Origin of the sequence: Kribbella sp. (assembly GCF_035687465.1) — a bacterium.
Lineage (GTDB): Bacteria > Actinomycetota > Actinomycetes > Propionibacteriales > Kribbellaceae > Kribbella.
Genome location: NZ_DASRXP010000512.1, coordinates 1 through 24,313, shown reverse-complemented (window position 1 = coordinate 24,313; position 24,313 = coordinate 1). Strand labels below are relative to the sequence as shown.

Here is a 24,313-nt window from a genome sequence, read left to right as displayed (position 1 = left end):
TAGATGAGTGCCAGCACAACCATCAACTTCGGCGACGTCCCGGTCGGTCCGGACCATCAGCCGTTCATCATCGCGGAGATGTCGGGCAACCACAACGGCGATCTCGAGCGGGCCAAGGACATCGTCCGGGCGATGGCCGAGACCGGTGTGCACGCGCTGAAGCTGCAGACCTACACCGCCGACACGATCACGCTGGACGTCGACCTGCCGGCCTTCCGGCTGCCGTCCGAGCACGAGCTGTGGGGCGGCGCCCGGCTGTACGACCTCTACCAGGAGGCGCACACGCCGTGGGAGTGGCACGAGCCGCTGTTCGAACTGGCGAACTCGCTCGGCATGCTGGGGTTCTCGTCGCCGTTCGACCCGACCGCGATCGACTTCCTGGAGAAGCTGAACGTCCCGGCGTACAAGGTGGCGTCGAACGAGATCGGTGACCTGCCGCTGGTCCGCGGGATGGCGGAGACCGGCAAGCCGATCATCATCTCCACCGGCTCCGCGACCCTGATGGACATCGACGCGGCGGTCCGCGCGGCCCGGTCCACCGGCAACGAGCAGATCGTCGTGCTGTCCTGCACGGCCAGCTACCCGGCCCCGGCCGACCAGTCGAACCTGCGCTCGATCCCCGTACTCCGGGACGCGCTCGGCGTGCAGATCGGCCTCTCGGACCACACCATGGGCATCGGTGCGTCGATCGCGGCCGTCGCACTCGGCGCCACCGTGATCGAGAAGCACGTCACGCTGTCCCGCGCGGACGGCGGCGTCGACTCGGCGTTCTCGCTGGAGCCGGCTGAGGTGAAGGCGCTCGTCGAGGGCACCAAGGTCGCCCAGCAGGCCCTCGGCCAGCCGATCGTCGGCCCCAAGCAGGCCGAGCAGAACGTACTGCGCTTCCGCCGGTCGCTCTACGTCACGCGCGACGTCAAGGCCGGCGAGAAGGTCGCAGCCGACAACGTCCGCTCGGTCCGCCCGGCCGGTGGTCTTCCGCCGGACGCTTTCACCTCGGTCGAGGGTCGCGAGTTCCGCGTCGACGCCGTGAAGGGCACCCCGCTCACCTGGGACGTTCTGTAGGTCTGAAACGACAAAAGCGGGCGCCGAGGCGCCCGCTTTGTCGTTCTCAGGATCAGACGGGGCGGAGCCAGTAGTGGATGGCGCCGGGGCCCTCGGCGCCGTGGTAGCGCCGGCCGGGCTCGGACCTCTCGATCTCGAAGCCCGCGCTTTCGAAGATCTTCCGGACGATCTCGTCGTTCAGCACCAGCGGGTGCATGCTGTCCGGCACGTCGTGCATGTCGAAGCTGAGCAGCGCGGTGCCGTCCGGCTTCAGGTACTTACGGATGTTCTGGATCCCCTGCTCGAAGTTGAAGCCGTGGTCGAGCGCGTTGATCGACACGATGAAGTCGGCCCGGGCCTCGAGTTCGGGGATGAACTGCTCGGCCGGCAACGAGTACACCTCGTCGGCCTTGTCGAGGTCATGCCACTCGACCTCGCTCATGTACCGGTCCGCCAGCGGCTCGAGGACCGCGAGCTGGGCGCCCTCGAAGTACAGGCTGCGCAGCCGGCTGCCGGCGCCGACGTCGACGATGAACTTGCCTTCCCAGCCGGTCGGCTCGAGACCGAGGATCTTCCAGTCCCGCACCACACACTCGCGCCAGACCTTCTCCTCGGCGCGGAAGTTGTGCCGCTTGTGGAAGTCGAGCTCACCGTTCTGTGCCGCATCCGCCCAGGCGCTGCGGTCGATGGTCGGACGCAGCTCCGCCTTGGCGGGCTTGGCTGCCGCCTTGGCAGGCTTGAACGCCCTGCGGAGGCGGCGCTTGATTCGCTGGGTGAGATTGGCCATGCGCGCCACCATAGCGTGTCCAAAGGTGCTATGGCGTGTGGCGGGAATCTACGGGCTGAGAGGCAACTTTTCCGGTGTCTCGGGCATCTCGGAAGGAGAGGCCTTGTCGGCGAAGGTCCAGAAGCGGTGCAGCAGGTACGAGACCAGCGGCACGATGGCGATCATGATCGCCTGGGACAGCAGTACCGGCAGCCCCAGGACCTCGATCAGCAGCGGCATCCCGAGCAAAGAGCAGACCAGGCCGACCAGATAGACGGTGTAGAACTTGGCGAATCCACGCAGCCAGCCGGTGGTCGAGCCGAAGACGAAGGTGCGGTAGGCGGGGTAGACGATCAGCGCAGTCCCAAGATTCGCCATCGCTGTGACCACGAGGTAGGGCAGGAAGTCGTCGAACAGATGCCAGCCGAGCCAGAAAAGCCCGAAGTAGACCACATTGGTCCCCGCGCCGACGAGCAGGTACCGGATCCGGTGGTCGCCGAGAGCCCGAGCACCCAGGTCGCTGACTGAAATGGCAGTTCCCGTTCTTATCAGTGGAATAATCGGCTCGTCCGGGGGACCGAAACCGTCATGACCCTATCTGATCCGACCGTAATCACCGTGAAAGGGCAAGTAGTGCTCGTCTCCGTCGTCGTGCCATGTTATCGCTCGGCCAGCACCCTGCCGCGCCTCGTCGAGGATCTGATGCAGACCCTGCCGGCCGCTACAACCGGGTTCGAGATCGTGATGGTGGTTGACGGCAGTCCGGACGACACGTGGCAGGTGGCCAGCCAACTGGCGAACAAGTATCCGCAGGCCCGGGCGCTGCGCCTGGCCCGTAACTACGGGCAGCACAACGCCCTGATCGCCGGGGTCCGGAGCGCCCAGTACGAGGTCGTCGTGACCATGGACGACGATTTGCAGCACCCGGCCGACCAGATCCCGCTGCTGCTGCGCGCCCTGACCGACGACATCGACCTCGTCTACGGCGTACCGGCTGAGGAGGAGCACGGAGTCGTCCGGAGCTTCTCGTCCCGCCTGGTCAAGGCGGCGATGGCGTCCACGCTGTCCGTCAAGGACGCGAAGTCGATCAGCGCCTTCCGGGCCTTCCGCACCTTCCTGCGGGACGGTTTCGACGGCCTCGACGGGCCGCACGCGTCGGTCGACGTGGCGCTGTCCTGGTCCACCACGCGGGTCGCGCAGACCACGGTGCGGATGGAGGATCGCGCCGAGGGCAAGTCGAACTACACGACCTGGATGCTGATGAAGCATGCCCTGACGCTGATCACCGGGTACTCCACCGAACCGCTCCGGCTGGTCGGCTACCTCGGGTTCATCTGTGCGGTCTTCGGTGTCGGGCTGTTCGGCGTGATCATCTACAAGTACGCCGTGGGCGCGACCACGGTGGCAGGTTTCACCACGATCGCGTCGATGGTGGCGCTGTTCTCCGGTGCGCAGATGCTCGCGTTGGGCGTGCTCGGCGAGTACGTCGGGCGGTTGCACTCCGGTTCGATGGGCAGACCGACGTACGTGATCCGCGAGCGGACCGACGTGGACGCGCACCCAGACATCACCAGCGAGAACGACTGAATGCCGCAGTACCTGCTCTTCCCGGGACGGCACCACGTCCTGACCCGGTTCCAGGCCGAGTTCCTCAGCCGGCGCGACGCCACCGTCGTCTGGGCGGTGACGTCCGCGAACCACCACACCACCAAGCGGAATCCGGTGCCGTTCGACCGGCGCGAGGCCGCGATCGAGCGGTTCAGCGTGCTGACGGGCATCAGTTCGCTGGTGGTCGGCGTGACGGACACCCCGCCGACCGACGACTTCGCCGACGTCACGATCAAGGCAGTCGAGGCCGGCACCGACGACCAAGTCCAGCTCGATCCGGCGAACACAGTGGTCGCCTGCTCGACTCCCGAGGTCGCCAAACTTTACGAGCAACTCGGCTACACCGTGCTTGGCGTCGAACCACCTGGCGAGCCGCACCCGTGGGACGTGCTGCTCATGATTGCCGCAGGCGACGACACGTGGCGGGAGCTCGCACACCCTGCCACTGTTGACGTTTTCGACCGCTACCACCTGGACGCGCAGATCCGGCGCTGCGTGAACGACCCGGTCGTCGGCGACGACGGCGGCCTCACCACCACCCGCGACTACAAGACCTACGCGGACGCGTTCGAGACCGCCGCGGATCGCAAGTGGCTGCAAATCAAGGACTTCATCCGCCCCGGCCGGATCCTCGACATCGGTTGCGCGACCGGCGCCACGCTCCAACTGGTCGACGCGGACCCGCGGTTCCACGAGTCCGACCTGATCGGCGTCGAGGTCGCCCGGCACCTGTACGCGGAATGCGTGCACAAGAAGGAGCAAGGGCTCTTCCAGAACCCGAACGTCTACTTCTACCAGCGCAACATGCTCGGCTCGGCCGTGTTCCCGCCGCGCTCGATCGACACCACGCTGACACTGGCGCTGACGCACGAGATCTGGTCGTACGCCGATGGGTCGCGCCTGCAGACGGTCCAGCGATTCGTCGACGCCTTGTTCGCGCACACCGCTCCCGGTGGGGTGTGGGTGAACTCCGACGTCTGCGGACCAGCCGAGCCCGACCGACCCGTAGTACTGGCGTTGGATGACGGCGACGGGGCCAATCCGGCGCAGGTCACCGAGCTCGAAGCTCTGCACGACCCGGCTACCCAGGTGCGCGGACTGTCAACCAGGGCAAGGTTCTTCCAGTTCGCCCACGACTTCCGCCGCAACGCGAAGGTGCCGTTCGAGTACGCCGAGCGGCCCGACGGCAAGCTGGTACTCCGGCTCGCCGACGCGATGGATTTCCTGACCCGCAAGGACTACGTCGACAACTGGCTGAGCGAGACCCACGAACAGTTCTGCGGCCTCACCTTTGCCGACTGGACCACCATCGCCCGCCAGTCCGGCTTCACCATCGACCCAGCCTCGAAGCCCTGGCGCAACGACTGGCTGATCGACAACCGCATCGCCCCCGTCGCAACCCTCACCACCCCCGACGGAGACCCGGTCGACTGGCCCGACACCCACCAGCTGCTAATCGCCCGCCGCTAAAGCGCTTACGTCCGAAGAACTGGAGGGACGTGCCGCCAGTTCTTCGGACGCAAGCAATAAGGGGCTAGCCGATCTTGTTGCGGAGTTGGCGTTTGACGCGGCGCTTGACCTTGCCCGCGAACTTGCGGGGGTTGCGGATCTGGGCGGCCTGGCGGATCAGCTTGACGGCCGAGTAGGCGCGGGAGTTGCGGAGCCGGAGGCGTTCCGCGTTCGCCTTCTGGACCTGGGTGCGCATCTCGCGGATCCGGGTCTCGCGCGTCTTCAGCGCCTTGTCCCGGAAGCCGAGCGTGCGCTCCAGCCCGAAGATCTGGCCCTTCAGCTCGAAGACCTCGTGCTCGGCCCGCTCGGCATCCGCCAGCGCAGTCCGTACGTCGGGAGTCTGCGAGGCGTCGGCCGGGATCCCCAGCACCGAGGCCAGCGCATTCGCCAGCACCTTGCCGCGGGCAACCTGTTCGGTCGAGGCCGACGGGGTGTCCGGCGTCGTCGCGGGCACCGGGGTCGCGGCCTCGATCCCCGACATCCCCAGCCAGGCGGAGACCAGGTCGTCGCCGACCATCCACGGCGGCCACGGGTGCCGGCGGTGCTCACCGATCAGGCGATCGTGGAACCGCTGCCACGCGGCAGCCAGCAGATCCGCCTTGCCCTCCTCGGCCGTGGTCACCCACGGTGAGACCCCGAAGGCGAAGCTGTCGCCGTCGACGACCACGTCGTCCCACCGGGGAAGCACCTGCGAAGACTGCGAACGCGTCCAGTCGCCCAGCCGGGCGGCAAGATCACGGAAGGCCGGGACATCCTCAGCCGCGGCAAGACGGAACAGCAGGGTCTCCGCGCTCACCCCGCCCGGCACGGTCGCCGGAACAGCATCCGCGTCGAACCGCAGTTCGCCGGCAGAGTCCGCAGTACCGGCTGCTGTGACGGAGACAGACCAGCCTTCGCCGGCAGCGTCTGAAGTCAGCACAGCCGGGTGTCCCGGCGTCTGTGCGTAAACAGCGTGCTTGGTTGAGCCAGTGACCGCGATCCACCCCGACGGTGTCGCACCGAGCAGCCCGGCGCGGGCAGCGGCCTCAGCACCCTCGGCAACCGGAGCAAGCAGCGGTACTACGGACGCCGAGGCCTCAAGTGCCTCCACAGCAAGCCGTGCAGGCAGTTGCCCCGGCCGTGCGGCTGCAGCGACATCCGCGGCCAACAGAGCGTAAGGCGTCTCCTTCACAGCGAAAGACGCGTAAGCCACAGCATCGGCAAAACCCGCACCAGCCAGCGCGGCAGCGAACTGCGAAGTCGAGACCGGCCGCGACGGGTCGTCGTGCAGCGGACGCCACTCGTCGTCACCGTGCCGCTGGTCGGCGGGCCGGCGGTCGAGCAGGTTCGTCAGGGAGAACTCGTTCTCCAGCCCGAGCACCAGAACGGCCTCCGGAGCTGCCACGGCGACCAGAGCCTCCAGGCGCTGGGTCCAGTTCAGGTCGTCGCTGTCGTAGCCGATCACCCGGTCCAGTCCGTCAGCAGCGACCACGACGTCGAAGCGCGGCCGATCAGCCGCGGCCAGGCCGTCCAGCGCGCCCGCCACGACCTGCAGGTTCCCGCCGAACTGCTCGGTGAGCTCGGTGGCGTCCGAGACAGACCGGAGCAGGATGGTGGTCTCCGAGCCCTTGGCGATGATCGCCTCGACCAGGTCCGCTCCGTGCGGGCCGACGATCAGCGTTTTCCCGCCGTCGGGCAGAACGTCGTCCAGCAGCGCACGCAGTACCGGCCCCTGGACAGCACCGCGCTTGCCGCTGTAGTCGCTCCACGGCTGCATCTCGCCGCGGACCACTTCGACGGCCAGCTGGTTGTCAGACACGCTCTCTCCAATCGAACAACATGCGCAGTTCCGCCTGCGGCATCATCCACGGGACGCCGAGTTCCAGGTCCGTGGTCGCGCGCGCGGTTTCCAGGTCGATGTCCTTGCCGAGCATCTCAGGCCAGAGCCGTTCGATCCGGCTCTGCCCCCCGAAGAGCGGGTTCTCGCCTTCCATCACCATCGGATCGCCGTACACGGCCGGCTCGCAACCGGCGGCGATGCCGTAGAAGATCGCGGTGGACAGCCGGTTCGCGGCCACCCGCTTGTGCTTACGCAGCTCGGCCAGCTGCTTGTAGAGGAACTTCGGATCCGTGCCCTCGTACGAGAAGCCGCGGCGGCCGAACGAGACCACCCGGAAACCGGCGTCCTCGTACGACTTGCGCACCTCCGGCCGGTCGTACTCGGTGTAGTACAGGCTGAAGGTGACGGGGCCGGGCTCGGTCTCGCGGATCTCGTCGATCAGCCGCTTGTGGTCGCCTTGGATCTTGCCGCCCTCCCAGCCGTGGAAGAGGAACCAGAGCGTGCCCTCGCGCTCTTCTTCCGCAGGCACGGCGCCCAGTTCGGGCTCCATGTCCAGCAGGTAGAGCCAGGGGGCGCCGATGCTGTGGTAGTTCCGCCGGCCGAGCGCGTGCCCGCGACGCCGCGGACCGTCACTCCAGGTGAACCGCCAGGCGCCGTCGTAGAACTCGTGCACCGGGTTCCAGCCGTCGGCGATGTTCCAGCCGTGCTGCAGGTAGCCGCGCAGCCGGGGCGGGTACTCGTCGTCCAGACCGGCGTACCGGGCGAGGATGTGCGCCTGCCCGTAGTAGTGGTTGTGGTGATGCATCAGCGGACCTCGACGTGAAGGGTGCCGGCGTGCGGACGCAGCCCGGCGGTGTGGCCGTCCTGCTCCAGCTCGAGCGGCAACCGGCTGGACAGGAACGGTTCGCACTGCACCGCGTGTGACGAGCCGTCCGGGGTGACCGCGAACAGGATCCAGTCCGCCAGGCTGGCCAGCACGTCGACCGCACTGGCCGTCACGTCGGCCGGGACCAGGTCCACCAGCGACACCGCCGCGGTCCATTGCCCGTCGGCCACCGTACGACGGCACGCCACGTCCACGTGGTTGTCCGAGTCGTCCAGATAGCGCCGCCAGGAGAAGGTGTAGGCATCTCCGTCGATCATCGGACCGCTGATCCGCAGTTCGGCACCGTTGCTACCGGCAACCATTTCGGCGTGCTCGGCGGGGAGCCGGAGCGGGGCCTCGTTCAGGTTGACGTAGCCGCCGGTGGATCGGGTCAGGGTGACGAGACGGCCCTGCTCCAGGTGAGTGACCGGGCGTGGTTCCGCGGTCCAGAGCAGCAGCTTCTCCTCCTCGTCGCCGATCATCCGGAAGGCCCAGGTGGTGCGCTGGGTGAACGGGTCGTCCGGGTTGGTGTCCTCGACGATCGGCCGGACCGGGATCCGGACGGAGAAGTCGCGGCCGTCTCCGGTCAGGCTCACCGGCAGTAGCTGGGCCTGGCCGGCCAGCGGACGGGTCACCTGGAGCTTCGGGTTCTCCAACTCGGCCGGCACCCGGCCGTGCAGCACCAGCGCGTCCGCGGTCTGCTCGGCAGCGGTCAGGCGGCACGGGTCGACCATCTTGCGCAGGACGAAGGCACCGTCCGCGCCCGGACCCGGCTGCACCCAACTGGTGCCGTCGATCCACGCACCCGGCGGCCAGCCCGGGCTGCCCGGCCGCTGGCCGCGGAGCTTGCCGTGCCGGCGGAGCCGCCCGGACCGCATCCGGACCACGAAGTGCGCGGGCGCCGCGGTGTCCTTGAGCTTCGCGAGCGTGGCCTTGTCCAGGCGCACCTCGAACCCGACCAGGGCGGGATCACCGTGCGAGTCGATCGCGTCGAACCGGCGGACCGGCAGCTGGGTCTCGGCGCCGCCGATGACGAGGGCGATCCGCAGGCTGGAGGAGGTCTTGGTCTCCAGGTGCCGGATCTCGGCGGTGCCCTTGACGGACAGCACGCCGTCCTCCCAGGCCACCTCCCGCACGCTGGTGGCCAGCGTGAGGTCCTTGATCGGCAGCTTGTAGAGGTCGCGCGGCACCGAGCTGTTCTGCTCCTGCGCGCCCGGGTAGTTGTGCTCGAACTGCCACGGCCGGCCGGGACGCGTCAGCGCCCGCGCGCCGCCGCGAAGGCCGCCGTCGTTGCGGAACCGGGCCAGCCGGCGGAGCAGGTCGACGTCACCGGCCCGCAGCGCCGAGTGCTGCAACCGGTCGTAGCTGTGCGCGCGGTTCAGGACCGCGCCGTCCAGCCGGTCCATCAGCCGGCGGGCCAGCTTGATCAGGTTCTGCTCTTCCTCGGCCGGGGCCGAGCCGAACGCCATCATCAGCGTGAGCATGTCGATCTGGGTGAAGTGCCCGTGCACCCGGCGCCGGACCTCGGGCACCCCGGTCTCGATCAGGTCCATCACCAGCTCGGCCGACCGGACCCGGTCCTCCAGGTTGCCGAACTGGAACTTCTGCTGGGTGATCGACTCGCCGGACTCCCGCTCGCGCCAGTAGTAGACCGGTACGGCGAGCGCGTCCACGGTGACCGCGTCCAGGTGCGCACGCAGCGTCACCGGATAGTCCTCGTAGCGGATCGCGGGGAACTCGTAGCCGTACTCGTCCCAGAAGGACCGCCGGTACACCTTGTTCCAGGCCATCCGGTCCAGGATCAGGTCCGGGGTCTCGATCACGTGGGTGGCGATCCGGTCCCGGGCGAACGGCAGCCGGTGGATCCAGGACGGCCGCACGCCGGAGCTGTTGTTGAAGCGCCGCGCGTTGCCGGCGGCGAACGACGAGCCGGTCTGGTCGAGGGTCCGGATCAGCTTCTCGAAACCGTGCCGGGTGACCAGGTCGTCGCTGTCGACGAAGGTGATGTACTCCCCGTCCGCGTTCCGTACGCCGGTGTTGCGGGCCGGTCCCAGTCCCTGGTTCTGCTGCTCGACGATCCGGAACCGGGCATCGCCGGCGCAGAACTCCTTCGCGATCGCGGCACTCTCGTCGAGGGAGCCGTCGTCGACCAGGATCGCCTCGAAATCGGTCCACGTCTGCCGGGCGATCGAATCGAGACACTCCCCGATGTAATCGCCGACGTTGTAGAAGGGCACAACGACACTCAGCCGCGGCGTCACAACGGCAAATCTCCTCGGCTCAGTCGGCGGTCGGTCGACATCCTGGTCGGCACACCCGCCTGACCCGATGCTGCCTGGGCGCACGCAGCCGGGGCAACCAAGGTCCGGGCGGCGACCAGTGATCCTTCGCCGGTCATGTTAGCACCGGCAGTGCCTGCTCCAGACGCATCCGTCACTCTCAGCGTCCACCCTGGAAACGTTCATCGGGCAGTAATCCAGGCGTTACCAGATGGACCGTGAGCAGGGTGTGGACCGGCTCGAAACCGTAACGTGCCCAGGCCCTCTGGACCCCCGTGTTGTGACCCTGCGTCGAGATCACCAGCCGCTTGGACGTGCTCGCGTCCTCGACGGCCGCGAGCAGGTGCCCGTACCGGCCGCGACCCTGCTCGGCCGGAACCACCCCGGCCAGCTCGATCTCGGTCCAGGACCGCTGTTGATCGACAGTTGCCAGCGCGAGCACCCGCCGGTCCGGACCCCGCAGTACGACGGCGCCCTCGGAGGCGATGCTCCGCCGGGCCCACTCCTGGTACCCCGCCAGCGCACGAACCCGGTCGAACAACGGATCCGCGCAGTAGTGGTTCCCGTAGTCGCCGAAGATGTCGCCGACCAGGTCGTCCACCAGATCGTCGTCGATGGCCGATTCCAGCCCGGCGTTGAACCCGGCCAGTGGCGCCGGCCGACGACCCTTGCCGACCGGGAGCGACCAGTAGACCAGGCTGTCGGCCAGCAACGCCGTCCGCGAACCACTCGCCAGTGCCGCGAACCAGGTCACCTCGCGGGCGGGATAGCGCAGTACGACGACATCGGCCGTCGACTTGCCGACCGCGGCGAGCACCTCCGGCAGCGGCGTACCGGCTGAGGCGGAGACGGAGACGCGGTCGACCGAGACCCCGAAGCGTTTCGACTCGTACTCCGACGGGGCGCTGACCAGTTCGCCGGCCTCGAGCGCGTCGTACCAGCCCATCAGAGGGGGTAGGAGAGGAGACCGTCGATCACCCGGGTCTGCTCGTCCTCGGTCAGCTGGGTGAACAGCGGGAGCCGGACCAGTTCACCGCTGATCCGCTCGGTCACGTCGCAACCACCCGGGCCGACCCGGCCGTACCGCGCGCCGGCGGGGGCCGAGTGCAGCGGCACGTAGTGGAAGGGCGCGGTGATGTTGCGCTCGCGCAGGTGGGCGATCAGGCCGCGCTGGTGCTCGTGCGACGGCATCAGCAGGTAGTACATGTGCGCCGGGTGCACGCAGTCCTCGGGAACCGTCGGTACGCCGATCCCGTGGGACGCGGCCCAGCTGGCGAGCTCCTCGTCGTACCGCTGCCAGATCGTCTGCCGCGGCGCCTGGATCTCGTCGAACCGCTCCAGCTGAGCGGTCAGGAAGGCGGCCAGCGGATCAGCCGGCAGGTAGCTGGAGCCGATGTCGACCCAGCGGTACTTGTCCACCTGACCCCGGAAGAACGCGCTTCGGTTGGTGCCCTTCTCGCGGATCATCTCTGCCCGGGCGAGCAGCTCGGCGTCGTTCGCGATCAGCGCGCCGCCCTCGCCGCAGTGCACGTTCTTGGTGCCATGAAAGGACTGGGTCGCCATCACCCCGATCGACCCGAGCGGGCGACCCTTGTACGAGCCACCGAGGCCGTGCGCGTTGTCCTCGATCACTGCCAGCCCGTACTGCGCGGCGATCGCCAGCACCTCGTCCATCGCGACCGCGACGCCGGCGTAGTGCACCACAACGATCGCCTTGGTCCGCTCGGTGATCGCTGCCTCGATCTGCTGCTCGTCGAGGTTCAGCGTGTCCGGCCGCACGTCCACGAACACCGGTACCGCGCCTCGCAGCGCGTACGCGTTCGCCGTGGAGACGAAGGTGAACGACGGCATGATCACCTCGTCGCCCGGCTCCAGGTCAAGCAGCAGCGCGGTCATCTCCAGCGCATGCGTGCAGGAGGTCGTCAGCAGCGACCCGACGCCCCCGGTGAGCTTCGTGATGAGCTCGGTCGCCCGTGCGGTGAACGGGCCGTCGCCGACCACGGACCCGGAGGAGAAGGCCTGGTTCACATAGGTGAGTTCGTCGCCGGCCATGTAGGCCTTGACGAACGGGATGGGAGACAGGTCGGGCATGAGGACGGAGCCTACCCGGGCTCGGGATCCCTGGACTCGGTCGCCTCCGCGTAGGTGTGGTGACCAAGGTCCTCGTGACTGTCGTAGCCGACCAGGAATTGCGGCCGGCCCTGGCTGGACTGGAACAGTCGGGCGACGTACTCCCCCAGGAGACCGAGGCAGATCAGCTGGATCGCGCCGATGACGCCGACCGCCAGCACGGTCGAGGTCCAGCCCGGGATGCTCCGGCCGGCGATCTTGATCACCAGCGCGGCGACCACGACCGCGCAGGACACCAGCCCGCCGAGCAGGCCCAGCCAGGTCGCCAGCCGCAGCGGTGCGGCCGAGAAGGCGGTCACGCTGTCGAAGGCAAGGCCGAACATCTTCCTCAGGTTGTACTTCGTCGTCCCCGCGGCCCGCTCCGCCCGGACGTAGGCGACCTGGGCGCTGGGAAACCCCAGCCACGGGATCACCAACCGGAACACCCGGCCGTCCTCGGGCAGCGCGTTCACCGCATCCACGACCCGGCGCGAGACCAGCCGGAAGTCCCCGGCGTCGAACGGGATGTCCTTGCCCACCAGGCGGCACATCAGCCGGTAGTACATCCGGGCCGTGCTTCGCTTGAGCCAGGAGTCACTCGAGCGGTCGGAGCGGACGCCGTACACGACATCCACGTCCGCGTCGCGAGCGGTCGCGAGCAACTCGGCGATCACCTCAGGCGGGTCCTGGAGATCGGCGTCGATGGTGACCAGGTATTCGCCGACGGCCCGCCGGAAACCCGCGGACAGGGCGGCCTGGTGACCACTGTTGCGGAGGAGCCGGACCAGGCGGAGCTGCGGCCAGCCCGTGGCAGCCGAAGTCAGCAGGGCCGCGGTGGCGTCACGACTGCCGTCGTCGACCACCAGCACTTCGTAGCTGACGCCCTGAGCGTCCAGCAGGGGCCGCATCCGGGCGAAGAAGATCGGCAGGACCTCTTCCTCGTCGTACATCGGCACGACGACAGAGAGCACGGGTCGAGTGCCTGCCGCCATGGGTGCTCCGTCTGCTGAGGAGGGCTTCCCGGCGAGGTTACCCCGCTTGCCCCGCTACCCTGCCTAACGTGTTGACGACGATGGGGGTTGCGCCGAGTAGCCTTGCTGCTGCTCAGCGTAGATCTCCCCGTCTCCGGTGGGCGGCGATCGCCGGCAACACTGTGAAAGCGACGGCCGCGATCGCCCTGGCCGTGCTGGCGATCTGGCTGATGGCGGGGCACGCCTCCGGCGACAGCATCTTCAGCCTGCTGCGCTTCTGGATCTTCGGAATCACCCTGCCCGGTACGGCACTGTGGCGGCTGGCCAGCCCGTTCCGGCACAGCCTGATCGAGGACTTCGCTGCGGGATCGCTGGTGGGCGTGTCCGTCCTGCTGCTGGTCTACATGGCGGTCGCACCGATCGGCGGCCAGCAGTGGGCCTGGCTCTGGGCGGCGCCGGTCCTGATGGTCGTGGTCGCCGTTCCCTCGTGGCGGCGGAAATGCCTCAGCCGGGTCGAGCGCCCAGTCAGTCCGCTGGCCGCCTGGCTGATCGCGGCCGCCTGCGCCCTGCCGCTGTATGCGGTCGGGAGGTCCCGCAATCTGGCGCCCCCGCCGTACACGGACGCCCGGTCGAACCTGCCGGACATGGCCTTCCACCAGGCCTTGTCCGCGAGTGCGAAGTACGACTTCCCGCTGCAGGCGCCGTACGTGAACGGCGAGCAGATGCACTACCACTACTTCTGGCACCAGTTCACCGCTGCCACCTCGTGGGCAACCGGGGTGGATCTCACCGATCTGATCTACAACATCGGGTGGCTGCCCCTCCTGCTGGCCGGGGTCGCGTTGATCTTCGCGCTCACCGACCGGCTGGCGCCCGGCTCCCGCTGGGCCGGCCCGCTGGCTATCGCGGTCGCCTCCATCGGCGGCACGGTGAATCCGTACACGAACGCCAACCTGCCCAATGACGGCCTGGTCAACTACGTCTGGGGCAGCCCGACGCAGAACCTCGGCGGCGGGCTCGTAGTACTGCTGGCGCTGCTCGGGGTCGACCTGCTGCGCGGCAGGGGCCGGCCGGGCACCTGGGTGATGTTCGTGTTGATCGGTGCTGCCGCCTCCGGCTCGAAGGCCACTGTGCTGCCGATGATCATCTGCGGCCTCGGGCTCGTCGTGTTCGTCCGGCTCTGCTACGGCAAGTTCGCCAAGGGCGCCCTGCTGATCTCCCTGGTTTTCGGGGGCCTGTTCCTGGCCGCCATCGTGGTGGTCTTCGGCGGCGAGTCATCAGGGACCGCGGTCCGGCCCTGGGTCACCTTCGCCAAGACCGGCTTGTACCCGCTGATCGCCAAGCAGGAATGGGGCGTGTTCGACAGCCAGGCGATGTGGATCACCGCGATCACCATGTGCCTCGGCTTCCTCCTCGGATCGGCCGGACTGCTGGTGCTGACCGGTACGACGGGGAGGTGGCTCCGCGACCCCGGCACGATCTTCCTGGTCGGCATCGCCATCGCCGGATTCGGCGGCATGGTGCTGACCGACCAGCCCGGTGGCAGCCAGATGTACTTCCACCGGACCGCCGTACCGATCATCGCCGCACTGGCCGCGGCCGGTGCCTGGATGTTGGTCTTCTGGTTCGGTGACCGCCGCTCCGGCATCTTCGTACTGGCCTCGATCCTGGCCGGCGTTGGCGCGGCGGCCGGCGCCCGCGCAATCGTCCGGGGGGAGACAGCACCGGGGCCGATGTCCCGTCAGCCGGACGGGCGCCTGACAGGCCTCGTCGAACCCTGGCTGTGGACCGTAGGCCTGTTGCTTGCCGGTGCCCTACTTGTCACCGTGCTGTGGAAACTCGTCAGGCGCCGGGGCCGACCGTCCCGGGTCCTGATGGCGTCGTTCGTGCTGGCCGGGATGGGCGCCGGGTTGTTCCTCCCGCTGCAGGCGATGGCGAAGTACCAGCAAGTCACGCTGGCACCGATCAACGACAAGGTTCCGCTTGGTCCCAGCGCGACCCAGAGCCAGGCCGCCCTGTGGCTGCGGGACCACACCGCTCTGGACGATCTGGTCGCGACCAACGCGCACTGTGTGGTGAAGAACGTGATCGGCTGCGACTCCCGGCATTTCTGGATCGCCGCGATCAGCGAACGGCACGTCCTGGTGGAGGGTTGGGGATACACCAACACCATCAACAACCTGGTCGCCTCCACCGGCAGCAACGCGAACGGCCTGCCGTTCTGGGACCAGCAGAAACTCGAGGACAACGACCGCGTGTTCGCGTCACCGACCAGGGACAACCTGCGGCTGCTGCGGACGAAGTACGGCGTCCGCTATCTCTACGCCGACCCCACGCAGTCCGTCATCTCCCCCAACCTCGCCACCCTGACAACGCTCCGCTACCAGTCGCCCGACGCCATGATCTATGAGCTCCCCTGACCACCGCACGTAACGGTCCACCTACGCAGCGAGATCCCCGCCGCACTAGGGTGACCCGCATGCAGTCGAAGGCGAGGCGGCGGGGGCCGAGGGAACAGGTCGTTTCGTTCAGCGGGGTGGCTGCGGCCGCGGTGCTGGTGGTGTTGTCGCTGGTGCTGATGAATCGGCACGCGCCGGCTCTCGACGTCGTGAAGTTCACCGGCTTCGTCGTGCTCGGCGTCGGCCTGCCGGGGATCGTGCTGTGGCGACTGATCGGCGCGTACCGGCGCAACCTGGTGGAGGACTGCGCCGCAGGCTTCGCGGTCGGGACGTCGGCGCAGTTGATCGTCTACTTGGCCAGCGCGTCCGTCGGGCTGCAACGGTGGTCGTGGCTGTGGGGCCCGGTGGTGCTGGCAGTTGGACTGCTTGACCGCGACGCCCGGGCCAGGGTCTGGCGACGGGTCGAGGCTCCGCTGGCTCCCGTGACTGCCTGGCTCCTGGCCGCCGCCTGCGGTTTGGTGCTGTTCACGATGTTCCGGAAGGGCCCGGACCGGTATGCCCCGGCGTACACGGATCCGCTGGTGAACTACCCGGACATGTCGTTCCACCAGGCACTCGCGGCCAGCGCCAAGTTCGACGTACCGATCGAGCCACTGTGGGTGTCCGGTGAGCCGATGAAGTACCAGACGTTCTTCCACCAGGTCACGGCGGCGACCTCCTGGGCTACCGGCATCAACCTGACCAACCTCATCTATGCACTGGCCTGGCTGCCTCTTGCGCTGGCCGGCTGCGCGCTCGTGTTCGTGCTGACCCAGCGGTTCCTGGTGAAGTCGGACGAGCCGCAGCACAGCGCAGCCACCTGGGCAGGGCCGCTTGCGGTGGTCGTGGCCGGCGCCGGCGGCACTCTGCAACCGCTGCACGATGTGGCGCTCGGCGGCGTCGCGATGTCGACCAGCGCCTACCTCAGCCCGACACAGAACCTCGGGATGATGCTGGCGCTGCTGCTCGCGGTGGTGTCCGTCGACCTGCTCCGGAAGCCGTCACCGCGCAGCCGCTGGGTGCTGCTGATCCTGATCGGCCTGGCCGCGTCCGGCGCGAAGGCGACCGTACTGCCGCTGGCGGGCTGCGGGTTCGGGCTCGTCTTCCTGTACTGGCTGGCGACCAAGCGACCACCCCGTACTGCGTTGCTCGGCGGTCTGGCGATGCTGGCGATCTTCATCGGCTCGGTGGTCGCCATCTTCGGCGGTGAGTCGTCCGGCCTGCAGATCAAGTTCGCTGACCTGTTCATGCAACTCCAGCCGTACGCCCTCATCCGGCACGGCACCGGTGTCGACCGCCCGGCCCAACTACTGAGCGCGGCGGCATCCCTGATCGCCTGGGGTCTCGCCGTCGTCGGGGTGCTGTTCCTCCGGCGGTTCTGGCGCGACCCGGGCACGGTGTTCCTCGCCGGGGCCGCGATCGGCGGATTCGTCGCAGCCTTACTGACCACCCAGCCGGGGGCCAGCGAGATCTACTTCTATCGGACCGCATTCCCCTTCCTGGCTGTGCTTTCCTGCTTGGGGCTGGCCCGGCTCATCGATCGCCTGGGTGACCACAGGGGCGCAGTACTGGTTGTTGTGGCAGCCGGCCTCGGGGTCGCTGCGTGCTGGGCGGCGCGCGTGGTCTCCGCGGATCTCAGTGGGGTGAAGGGGCCTCTGGTCTGGATGCTCGCTGCGCTGTTCGTGGCTGCGCTGCTCGTCGCAGTTTTGTGGAAGCTTGGCCGCCGCGGTGGGAGCTTGCTGACAGCCTTCTGCGCAAGCCTGGTTGCGGCCTGCATGGTTGGCGCGACCACATTGCCGCTGGCCGGGCTGGTGTCGGAGCAGGCCAGCCTGGTGATGTACGGCAAGGTCGGCTACGGCGGACCGACCAAGGCCGAGGCGGATGCGGCCCGCTGGCTGCGCAGGAACAGCGAGACCGACGACATGATCGCGACGAACTCGCACTGCATCATCAAGCGCGGCGAGGTATGCGACAGTCGGCACTTCTGGATCGCGGCAGTGTCGGAGCGACAGGTCCTCGTCGAAGGCTGGGGCTACACCAACCGGGCCCACCGGATCTCGATCAGCACCGGGATCAACCCGAGCCTGCTGCCGTACTGGAACCGGGAGTTGTTGGCGGCCAACGATGCGGCCTTCACGGCTCCGTCGGAGGCGGTCATTGATCGGTTGCGGCGGCTTGGGGTGCGGTGGTTGTACGCCGACAACCGGGCCGGTGAGGTGTCGCCGAAGCTGAAGGATTTCGTGCGGCTCAGGCACGCCACGTTGGATGCGACGGTCTACGAGATCAGGTGAAAGAACTCGTCTACTACGCGGGCACGGCCTTGGCCGTCTACGAGTTCCCAGCCGGCGGTCGCGATTCTTGTGCGTTCCTGGGGGTCTGTCAGGAGCGGGCGTAGTACTGCAGCTGCGGCCGTCTGGTCCTGCTTGAGGTCTGAGAGCAGGCCGACTCCTGCCGCCGCGCCGGTCGCGACTGCTCGTTCGTAGCCCATCACCTGGTTGTCCACGACGCACACGAGTCCGGCTGTCGCGCCGAGACACAGCAACTCCCAGGTCGACGTACCGGATGCGCTGAGGACCAGGTCGGATGCCGTGACGGCCTTGGCCAGCTGGGATGTCGGGCCGATCACCTCGACGTGCTGACCGTCGGCAAGGTCCACAGCGGCTATCGCCTTCGCCAGATCCTCACCGGGAGCAACCACAGTCGCTTCGAACGGCACACCAGTCGCCGCGAGCGCCGCCACGACGTACGGGCCGGCTCCGAACGCGTCAGTACCGCCGAAGAACGCAAACACCCTCGGTACGCCGGTCTGCTGGGGTGCAGGTGGTTCCGGTGGGCGCAGCGCGAGGATCTCGTTGCGCAGCAGCACGTAGTCGAGTCCGGCGAGTCTGGTCGCGCCTGTTGGAAGGATGGGTTGGTCGAGCTCGGAGCCGAGGTTCTGGTCGACATACAGGTCGGCCTCGGCGCCCCGGAGATCGCCGTCGACGATCGCGAGGGTGGGGATCCCGGACTTGCGGACCGCCGTGAACACCTCGGCGTCCAGGTCGTAGGAGTCGAACACCACAGCGTCCAGCCCGAGCCGCGCGAACAGCTCTAGGTGCTCGCCCGCGGTCCAGACGGCCGGCTCGACCGGGATGTCCCGGGCCAGGATCTGGTCGTTGGCCCACGGCACGGTGTGGCTGTCGCAGACGAACACCACCTCGGCTCCGCGCCCCACCAACTCCTCGGCCAGCGCCAGGCTGCGCATCACATGCCCGACCCCCCGCGTGGGCCCCACGTCACACCTGACCCCGATCCGCACAGTCACCCCCAGACCGTATCCGTTCCTCCGGGCCGTCCCCTGCGGTAGCCTGGGTGTTACGTAGTAGGTCTGATACGTAGGAGGATCGATGAAGCTCAACAGCAAGGGGCAGGTCACGATTCCTGCAGCGCTGCGTCACAGACACCATTTGCACGAGGGGGACGAGGTCGAGGTGATCGAGGACGATGGCGGTGCGCTTCGGATCGTCCGGGCCGAGGAGCACTTGTCGCACGGTCAACGCCTGGTTCGCGGCATGCGCGGGAAGGCGACGACCAGCATGAGCACCGAAGAGCTGATGGAGTTGCTGCGTGGCGAATGAGCGCAGCCTTCGCGCTGTCCAACCAGCGGCGACGATGGTGGACACCTGTGTGCTGCTGGACATCCTGACCGACAGTCCGACCTGGGCCGACTGGTCTGCCACGGCTGTCGCCGGCGCTCTCGACGTCGGTGAGCTCGTGATCAACCCGATCATCTATGCCGAGGTCTCGGCCGGATTCGACCGGATCGAGGATGTCGACGCCGCCTTGCCTGCCACGGAATTCCGCCGTGAACCACTGCCGTACCCAGCCGGATTCCTGGCCGCCCAGGCGTTCGTCGTCTACCGCCGGCAAGGTGGCGTCCGCACCTCACCCCTGCCGGACTTCTACATCGGCGCTCACGCCGCGGTGGGTCGCTACCGGGTGATCACCAGGGACAAGGCCCGGTTCAGGACGTACTTTCCGGGTGTAGAGCTCGTCACGCCGAACTGAGGCAGCAGACCGGTGATTGAGGCTTCTGTGCTGGGGCCCGCTATCGTACGGAGTTGCCGTTAAGGGTGTGTACTCTCGCGGCTGTCCGGCCATCCCCTCAGAAGGGTCCTATTCCACGTGTCCATCCTCACCGGCTCCGACATCCTCGTCACCGGAGGCACCGGCTCCTTCGGCAAGGCGTTCATCCGCTACGCGTTGGACAACCTGGACCCGCGCCGGATCATCATCTTCAGCCGAGACGAGCTGAAGCAGTGGGAGGTCCGCCAGCTGTTCGGCGACGACCCCCGGCTGCGCTTCTTCATTGGCGACATCCGCGACCGGGCCCGGCTGAACCGGGCCATGCACAACGTCGACTACGTAGTGCACGCGGCCGCGCTGAAGCAGGTCGACACCGCGGAGTACAACCCGTGGGAGTTCGTCCAGACCAACGTGGTCGGCTCACAGAACGTGATCGAGGCCAGCATCGACTCGGGCGTGAAGAAGGTCGTGGCGCTGTCCACGGACAAGGCGTCCAGCCCGATCAACCTGTACGGCGCGACGAAGCTGACCGCCGACAAGTTGTTCATCACCGGCAACCACTACGCGGCGGCGTACGACACCCGCTTCTCCGTGGTCCGGTACGGCAACGTGATGGGCTCGCGCGGCTCGATCATTCCGAAGTTCCGCGCCCTGCACGAGGCCGGCCAGTCGCTGCCGATCACCGATCTGCGCTGCACCCGGTTCCTGATCACGCTGCCCGAGGCGGTCCAGTTCGTCATCGACTCGTTCGAGCAGATGATGGGCGGCGAGCTGTACGTGCCGCGGATCCCGTCGATGAAGATCACCGACCTGGCCCAGGCGATCGCGCCGGGCGCCAAGATGCACGACATGGGTCTGCGCCCGGGCGAGAAGCTGCACGAGGAGATGATCAGCCCGGAGGAAGGCCGCCGCGCGCTGGCGATCGGCGACCGCTACGTGCTGCAGCCCGACCTGGCCACCTGGGGTTACACCCCGCCGGCCGAGGGGGTCCCGGTGGCCGACGGCTTCCACTACACCTCGGACAACAACGACCAGTGGTACTCGATCGAGGAGATCACCAAGATCCTCGAGAGCGACGTCTGAGCCGTCATGCTGCCTTACGGACGTCAGTCGATCTCCGAAGAAGACATCGAGGCGGTCTCCGCGATCCTGCGCGGTGACTGGCTGACCACCGGCCCGGCCGTCACCGCGTTCGAGAACGCGATCTCGGAGCTGACCGGCGGGCACCGCGCGGTCAGCTGTACTTCGGGCACCGCTGCGCTGCACATGGCGTACGCCGGGCTCGGGGTCGGACCGGGTGACGAGGTCGTCACCACGCCGATGACGTTCGTCGCGACCGCTTCGTGCGCGGCGATCCTGGGCGCCAAGATCGTCTTCGCGGATGTCGAGGAGGACACCGCGCTGCTCGACCCGGCGGCCGTCGAGGCGGCTGTCACGGACCGCACCAAGGTGATCGCGGCTGTCGACTACGCGGGTCATGCCGCGGACTACGACGCGCTGCAGCCGATCGCGGACCGGGTCGGCGCGAAGACGCTCGACGACGCTGCGCACTCGGTCGGCGGCACCTACAAAGGCCGCCCCGTCGGCGACCTAGCGGACGTCACCACGCTGTCGTTCTTCCCGACCAAGAACCTGACGACCGGCGAGGGTGGCGCTGTCGTCGCCAAGGACCCGGCGGTCGCCCAGAAGGTGCACGAGTACCACTTCATCGGGCTGGTTCGGGACAAGGACCGGTTCGAGATCACCGATGAGGGCCCGTGGCACCAGGAGGTGCACGAGTACGGCCTGAACTACCGGCTGACCGACATCGCCTCCGCGCTCGGCCTGTCCCAGCTCAAGCGGCTGGACGCGTTCAAGAAGCGCCGGACCGAGATCACCGCCCGCTACAACGAAGCCTTCGCGAGCGTGGACGGGCTGCGGACGCCGCCCCAGCGCGACGACGTCGACCCGGCCTGGCACCTTTACCCGGTGCGGGTCCTCGGCGACCGCCGCCGGGAGATCTTCGAGGGCATGCGCGCGGCCGGCATCCTCGTCCAGGTCAACTACATCCCGGTCTACTGGCACCCGGTGTTCGCGAACCAGGGCTACCAGCGCGGCATGTGCCCGAACGCGGAGCAGTTCTACCGCGAGGAGCTCTCGCTGCCGATGTACCCGGACCTGACCGACGCCGACGTCGACCGCGTCATCGAGACGCTGACCAAACTGGTGTCCTGAACACCCTTTCATTTGGCAGGAAGTCAGAGAATTGACCGCTGTGACACCTGATCGGTCCCCGGACAGCACCGAAAGCAAGACCGCGAGCGAGGTCGAGGCCTCCGCGGCGCGCTCGGTGATGATCGGCGCCGAGATGCTCAACTGGTCCGACCTGCACCCCGAGGACGGCCGCCCGGCGACCGCGGGCCGGGTTCCCGCCGCGCTGCTGGAGCCCGTACTGCGAGCCGCGGACACCGTGCTCGTCGCCGGGCCGCATTCGCTGGAACTGATCGAGCTGATCGTCGACCAGGTCGCCTCGGTCGACGTCCTGGCCCGGTCGGCCCCGGATGCCGAAGAGATCGCCGACGCACTCAGCGACCGCCCGGTGCGCGTCTTCTGCGGAGCCCTCGACCGCTTCACCCCCGAGCACGGCGAGAGCTCGTACGACGTGATCGTCGCGCTCGACGGACTCCCTCGGTTGGTAGGCCCGGATACTCCCGTACTGACCTGGGCGGACGCCCTCGAGGCTCTCAAGGCCCGGCTGGCCCCAACGGGTCGCCTGCTGATCGCTGCCGAGAACGCGTTCGGCATCGAACGGTTGATCCAGCCGGACCCGACCGTCACTGTGCCGCGGGACGAGGCCTGGCCGCGGGACGTGGCCGGTGACGTCGCGGCTCCGGCCGGACTGAAGGCCGTCCGTACCGCCCTTGAGGCGAGCGGTCTCACGGTGGATCAGGCGTATTCGCTCTATCCCGAGCTCGTCGGGGCCAAGGTCGCGGTCGCCGATGCGTCTGGGCCTCTGGTCGGTGCGGTGATCGCTCGCGCAGTTGCGTCGCGCTTCTCCGGACCGACACTCACCGATCCCTACCGAACGACTCACGATGCAGTCGCCGCCGGACTCGGCAACGAGCTCGCTCCTGCCTGGTACTTCGTCATCGGCGCGACCGACCTCCCACAGGTCCTGCCGGGCGGCGCAGTGCCGGACGGCCCGGGCGTACTGCTCGAGGAATCACTTCTGACTGCCCTGAGGATCGACGATCAGGTCGCGGTCCGGCGTACGGTGTCTGGTTATGTGACCTGGTTGCTCGCTCAGGACGCGGCCACAGGGGCCGTTGCTTCGGCGGACAACGTGCTGGTCGACGGGACGTCGTACAAGGTCTTTGCTGACGGTGTCGTGGTCGAGGGCAGCGGTGAGGCCCTGGTTGTCGGGCAGCTGGCTCGGTTCGTACGGCGGTCGCTGGAAGCGGGCTCGCGGCAACCATGGGCGGCCGGAAGCAGCGCACACGACCTGACGTCACGGCTGGTTTCGATGGCCGGAATCACTGTGACTACAGAGCTTTGGGCGACTGTTGCTGATGGCAATGAGCCCGTACAGCCGACCGGCAATGCTGAGCAATTGGCCACGATCGCGCGGCTGTCGCAGGAGTTGGCGGACGCGAGCACCCAGGCCAGCTGGTTCGAGAGCCAGCTGGACGGGATCCGCCGGTCGCGGCCGTACCGGATCGGTCAGGCGGTGCTGAACCCGGCCCGCGTGGTGGTCAAGCGCGTGCGCAGAGTGGTTCGCTGATGCACCACGCGAACCACTTCTACGGCCATGCGCACGTGATGGCCCAGTACGCCGGACTCGGTGACGCGGAACCGCCGCGGATCTGGGGTTACCTCCAGCACGGCTGGAACATCCTCGACGGGTTCGCGTACAACACGGCCTTCGTCGACGGGATGCCCAAGTTCGTCTGGTCCGACAGCGTCCGCCGCCGCGGCTGGTCGATGGGGCTGCGGAACTACTCGGTGATCGGCTCCCCCTGGCTCTACCTGCTGCAGGTGTATCCCGAGCTCGCCAAGCCCGCGGAAGATGCCGCCGGCACCATCTTCTACCCGTTCCACGGCTGGGAAGGCCAGAACGTGCTCGGCGACCACGGCCAGATCGTTGCCTCGATCAACGAGCACGAGAACGGGCCGATCACCGTCTGCCTGTACTGGAACGAGTTCCAGAACGAGGCGATCCGGCAGGTCTACACCGACGCCGGCTTCCGGGTGATCACCCACGGGTACCGCGGGCTGCACTGGCGCAAGGTCGACGGGGACTTCCTGCTCAAACAGCTCCGCGAGATCCGGCGGCACAAGCGGGTCGCCTCCAACCGGCTCAGCTCGGCCGTCCTGTACGGCGCATCGCTCGGCCTGCAGCCCGGCGTGTACGGCGATCCGATGCTGCTGGAGCACGAGCACCCCTCGTTCGGCGGCCAGGCCCGGATCAAGCGGATGTGGCCCGAGCTGAACCAGCCGTACGTCCCACTCGACCAGGCAAGGGCGTTCACCGACACCGAACTCGGTGTCGACCACCTGGTCTGCCCGGCCGAGATCCGGGACATGTTCCGGTGGAATTCCTCCCAGCTGACAGGTTCTGCGAAGGTGGCGGTATGAAGATCGGGATCATCACGCAGGCGCGCGCGACCAGCACCAGGCTTCCGGCCAAGATTCTGCTGACCGCCGGCGGCCACACGTTCCTCCAGCACCACCTGGACCGCCTCGCTGCGACCGGTCTGCCGGTGATCGTGGCAACCACCACGAACCCCGACGATGAGCCGATCGTCGACCTTGCCGGGCAGTACGGGTTCCCCGTCTTCCGGGGCAGCGAGCTGGACGTGCTGTC

At 67.9% G+C, this 24,313-nt stretch carries 21 protein-coding genes; 12 read left to right on the top strand and 9 right to left on the bottom strand.

The features are described 5' to 3' along the window. Positions 1-3 precede the first annotated feature (3 nt). Entirely contained in the window at positions 4-1,062 is a 1,059-nt protein-coding gene (pseI, locus tag VFG33_RS27415) for a pseudaminic acid synthase (RefSeq protein ID WP_325055849.1), read from the top strand. Positions 1,063-1,114: 52 nt separating this feature from the next. Here the strand turns inward: pseI and VFG33_RS27410 are convergent, their stop codons facing one another. After that, positions 1,115-1,828, bottom strand: coding sequence for a class I SAM-dependent methyltransferase (locus VFG33_RS27410; RefSeq protein ID WP_325055848.1), 714 nt, complete (start codon positions 1,826-1,828; stop codon positions 1,115-1,117). Positions 1,829-1,876: 48 nt separating this feature from the next. Continuing rightward, positions 1,877-2,284, bottom strand: coding sequence for a GtrA family protein (locus VFG33_RS27405; RefSeq protein WP_325055855.1), 408 nt, complete (start codon positions 2,282-2,284; stop codon positions 1,877-1,879). Positions 2,285-2,425: 141 nt separating this feature from the next. On the opposite strand from VFG33_RS27405, the gene VFG33_RS27400 reads away from it, so the two are divergent. Both VFG33_RS27400 and VFG33_RS27395 read left to right on the top strand, forming a co-directional pair. After that, the gene (locus VFG33_RS27400) at positions 2,426-3,394 is read left to right on the top strand and encodes a glycosyltransferase family 2 protein (protein WP_325055847.1); all 969 of its coding nucleotides are present in this window, start codon (positions 2,426-2,428) and stop codon (positions 3,392-3,394) included. Next, complete coding sequence (locus VFG33_RS27395; protein WP_325055846.1) at positions 3,395-4,885, top strand: class I SAM-dependent methyltransferase; 1,491 nt, start codon at positions 3,395-3,397, stop codon at positions 4,883-4,885. It abuts the gene before it with no gap. Positions 4,886-4,949: 64 nt separating this feature from the next. On the opposite strand, the gene VFG33_RS27390 is transcribed toward VFG33_RS27395, so the two are convergent. From VFG33_RS27390 to VFG33_RS27365, 6 genes are all read right to left on the bottom strand, one after another. Continuing rightward, on the bottom strand, positions 4,950-6,722 hold the full coding sequence (locus VFG33_RS27390; RefSeq protein WP_325055845.1) for a hypothetical protein: 1,773 nt from the start codon (positions 6,720-6,722) through the stop codon (positions 4,950-4,952). After that, on the bottom strand, positions 6,715-7,548 hold the full coding sequence (locus tag VFG33_RS27385; protein ID WP_325055844.1) for a hypothetical protein: 834 nt from the start codon (positions 7,546-7,548) through the stop codon (positions 6,715-6,717). The genes VFG33_RS27390 and VFG33_RS27385 overlap by 8 nt, the downstream gene beginning before the upstream one ends. After that, positions 7,548-9,869: a glycosyltransferase family 2 protein gene (locus VFG33_RS27380; protein ID WP_325055843.1), complete on the bottom strand. Its 2,322-nt coding sequence runs from the start codon at positions 9,867-9,869 to the stop codon at positions 7,548-7,550. Before VFG33_RS27380 ends, VFG33_RS27385 begins: the two co-directional genes overlap by 1 nt. A 178-nt stretch (positions 9,870-10,047) precedes the next feature. After that, positions 10,048-10,833 (bottom strand): N-acetyltransferase, encoded by a 786-nt coding sequence (locus VFG33_RS27375; RefSeq protein WP_325055842.1) that lies wholly within the window; start codon positions 10,831-10,833, stop codon positions 10,048-10,050. Further along, positions 10,833-11,978: a dTDP-4-amino-4,6-dideoxygalactose transaminase gene (rffA, locus tag VFG33_RS27370; RefSeq protein ID WP_325055841.1), complete on the bottom strand. Its 1,146-nt coding sequence runs from the start codon at positions 11,976-11,978 to the stop codon at positions 10,833-10,835. The genes VFG33_RS27375 and rffA overlap by 1 nt, the downstream gene beginning before the upstream one ends. Positions 11,979-11,989: 11 nt before the next feature. Beyond that, positions 11,990-12,988, bottom strand: coding sequence for a glycosyltransferase family 2 protein (locus VFG33_RS27365; protein ID WP_325055840.1), 999 nt, complete (start codon positions 12,986-12,988; stop codon positions 11,990-11,992). 68 nt (positions 12,989-13,056) lie between these two features. Between VFG33_RS27365 and VFG33_RS27360 the strand changes: the two genes are divergently transcribed. After that, on the top strand, positions 13,057-15,387 hold the full coding sequence (locus tag VFG33_RS27360; protein ID WP_325055839.1) for a hypothetical protein: 2,331 nt from the start codon (positions 13,057-13,059) through the stop codon (positions 15,385-15,387). A gap of 59 nt (positions 15,388-15,446) precedes the next feature. Beyond that, positions 15,447-17,696, top strand: coding sequence for a hypothetical protein (locus VFG33_RS27355; protein WP_325055838.1), 2,250 nt, complete (start codon positions 15,447-15,449; stop codon positions 17,694-17,696). Here the strand turns inward: VFG33_RS27355 and VFG33_RS27350 are convergent. Next, on the bottom strand, positions 17,681-18,679 hold the full coding sequence (locus VFG33_RS27350) for a PseG/SpsG family protein (protein ID WP_325055837.1): 999 nt from the start codon (positions 18,677-18,679) through the stop codon (positions 17,681-17,683). The two genes, VFG33_RS27355 and VFG33_RS27350, sit on opposite strands and share 16 nt — an antisense overlap. A gap of 112 nt (positions 18,680-18,791) precedes the next feature. Here VFG33_RS27350 and VFG33_RS27345 point away from each other — a divergent pair, with 112 nt between their 5' ends. The 7 genes from VFG33_RS27345 to VFG33_RS27315 form a co-directional block, all read left to right on the top strand. Beyond that, positions 18,792-19,022: an AbrB/MazE/SpoVT family DNA-binding domain-containing protein gene (locus tag VFG33_RS27345; protein WP_325055836.1), complete on the top strand. Its 231-nt coding sequence runs from the start codon at positions 18,792-18,794 to the stop codon at positions 19,020-19,022. Beyond that, positions 19,012-19,452: a type II toxin-antitoxin system VapC family toxin gene (locus VFG33_RS27340; protein ID WP_325055835.1), complete on the top strand. Its 441-nt coding sequence runs from the start codon at positions 19,012-19,014 to the stop codon at positions 19,450-19,452. The genes VFG33_RS27345 and VFG33_RS27340 overlap by 11 nt, the downstream gene beginning before the upstream one ends. Positions 19,453-19,569: 117 nt before the next feature. Further along, a complete protein-coding gene (pseB, locus tag VFG33_RS27335; protein ID WP_325055834.1) occupies positions 19,570-20,553 on the top strand; it encodes a UDP-N-acetylglucosamine 4,6-dehydratase (inverting) in 984 nt (327 codons plus the stop codon). A 6-nt stretch (positions 20,554-20,559) separates the two neighbouring features. Further along, entirely contained in the window at positions 20,560-21,684 is a 1,125-nt protein-coding gene (pseC, locus tag VFG33_RS27330; protein WP_325055833.1) for a UDP-4-amino-4,6-dideoxy-N-acetyl-beta-L-altrosamine transaminase, read from the top strand. Between the two features lie 40 nt (positions 21,685-21,724). Beyond that, positions 21,725-23,230: a class I SAM-dependent methyltransferase gene (locus tag VFG33_RS27325; RefSeq protein WP_325055832.1), complete on the top strand. Its 1,506-nt coding sequence runs from the start codon at positions 21,725-21,727 to the stop codon at positions 23,228-23,230. After that, the gene (locus tag VFG33_RS27320; protein ID WP_325055831.1) at positions 23,230-24,084 is read left to right on the top strand and encodes a hypothetical protein; all 855 of its coding nucleotides are present in this window, start codon (positions 23,230-23,232) and stop codon (positions 24,082-24,084) included. The genes VFG33_RS27325 and VFG33_RS27320 overlap by 1 nt, the downstream gene beginning before the upstream one ends. After that, a partial coding sequence (locus VFG33_RS27315) for a cytidylyltransferase domain-containing protein (protein WP_414672989.1) occupies positions 24,081-24,313 on the top strand: 233 nt, incomplete at its 3' end. The genes VFG33_RS27320 and VFG33_RS27315, both read left to right, overlap by 4 nt.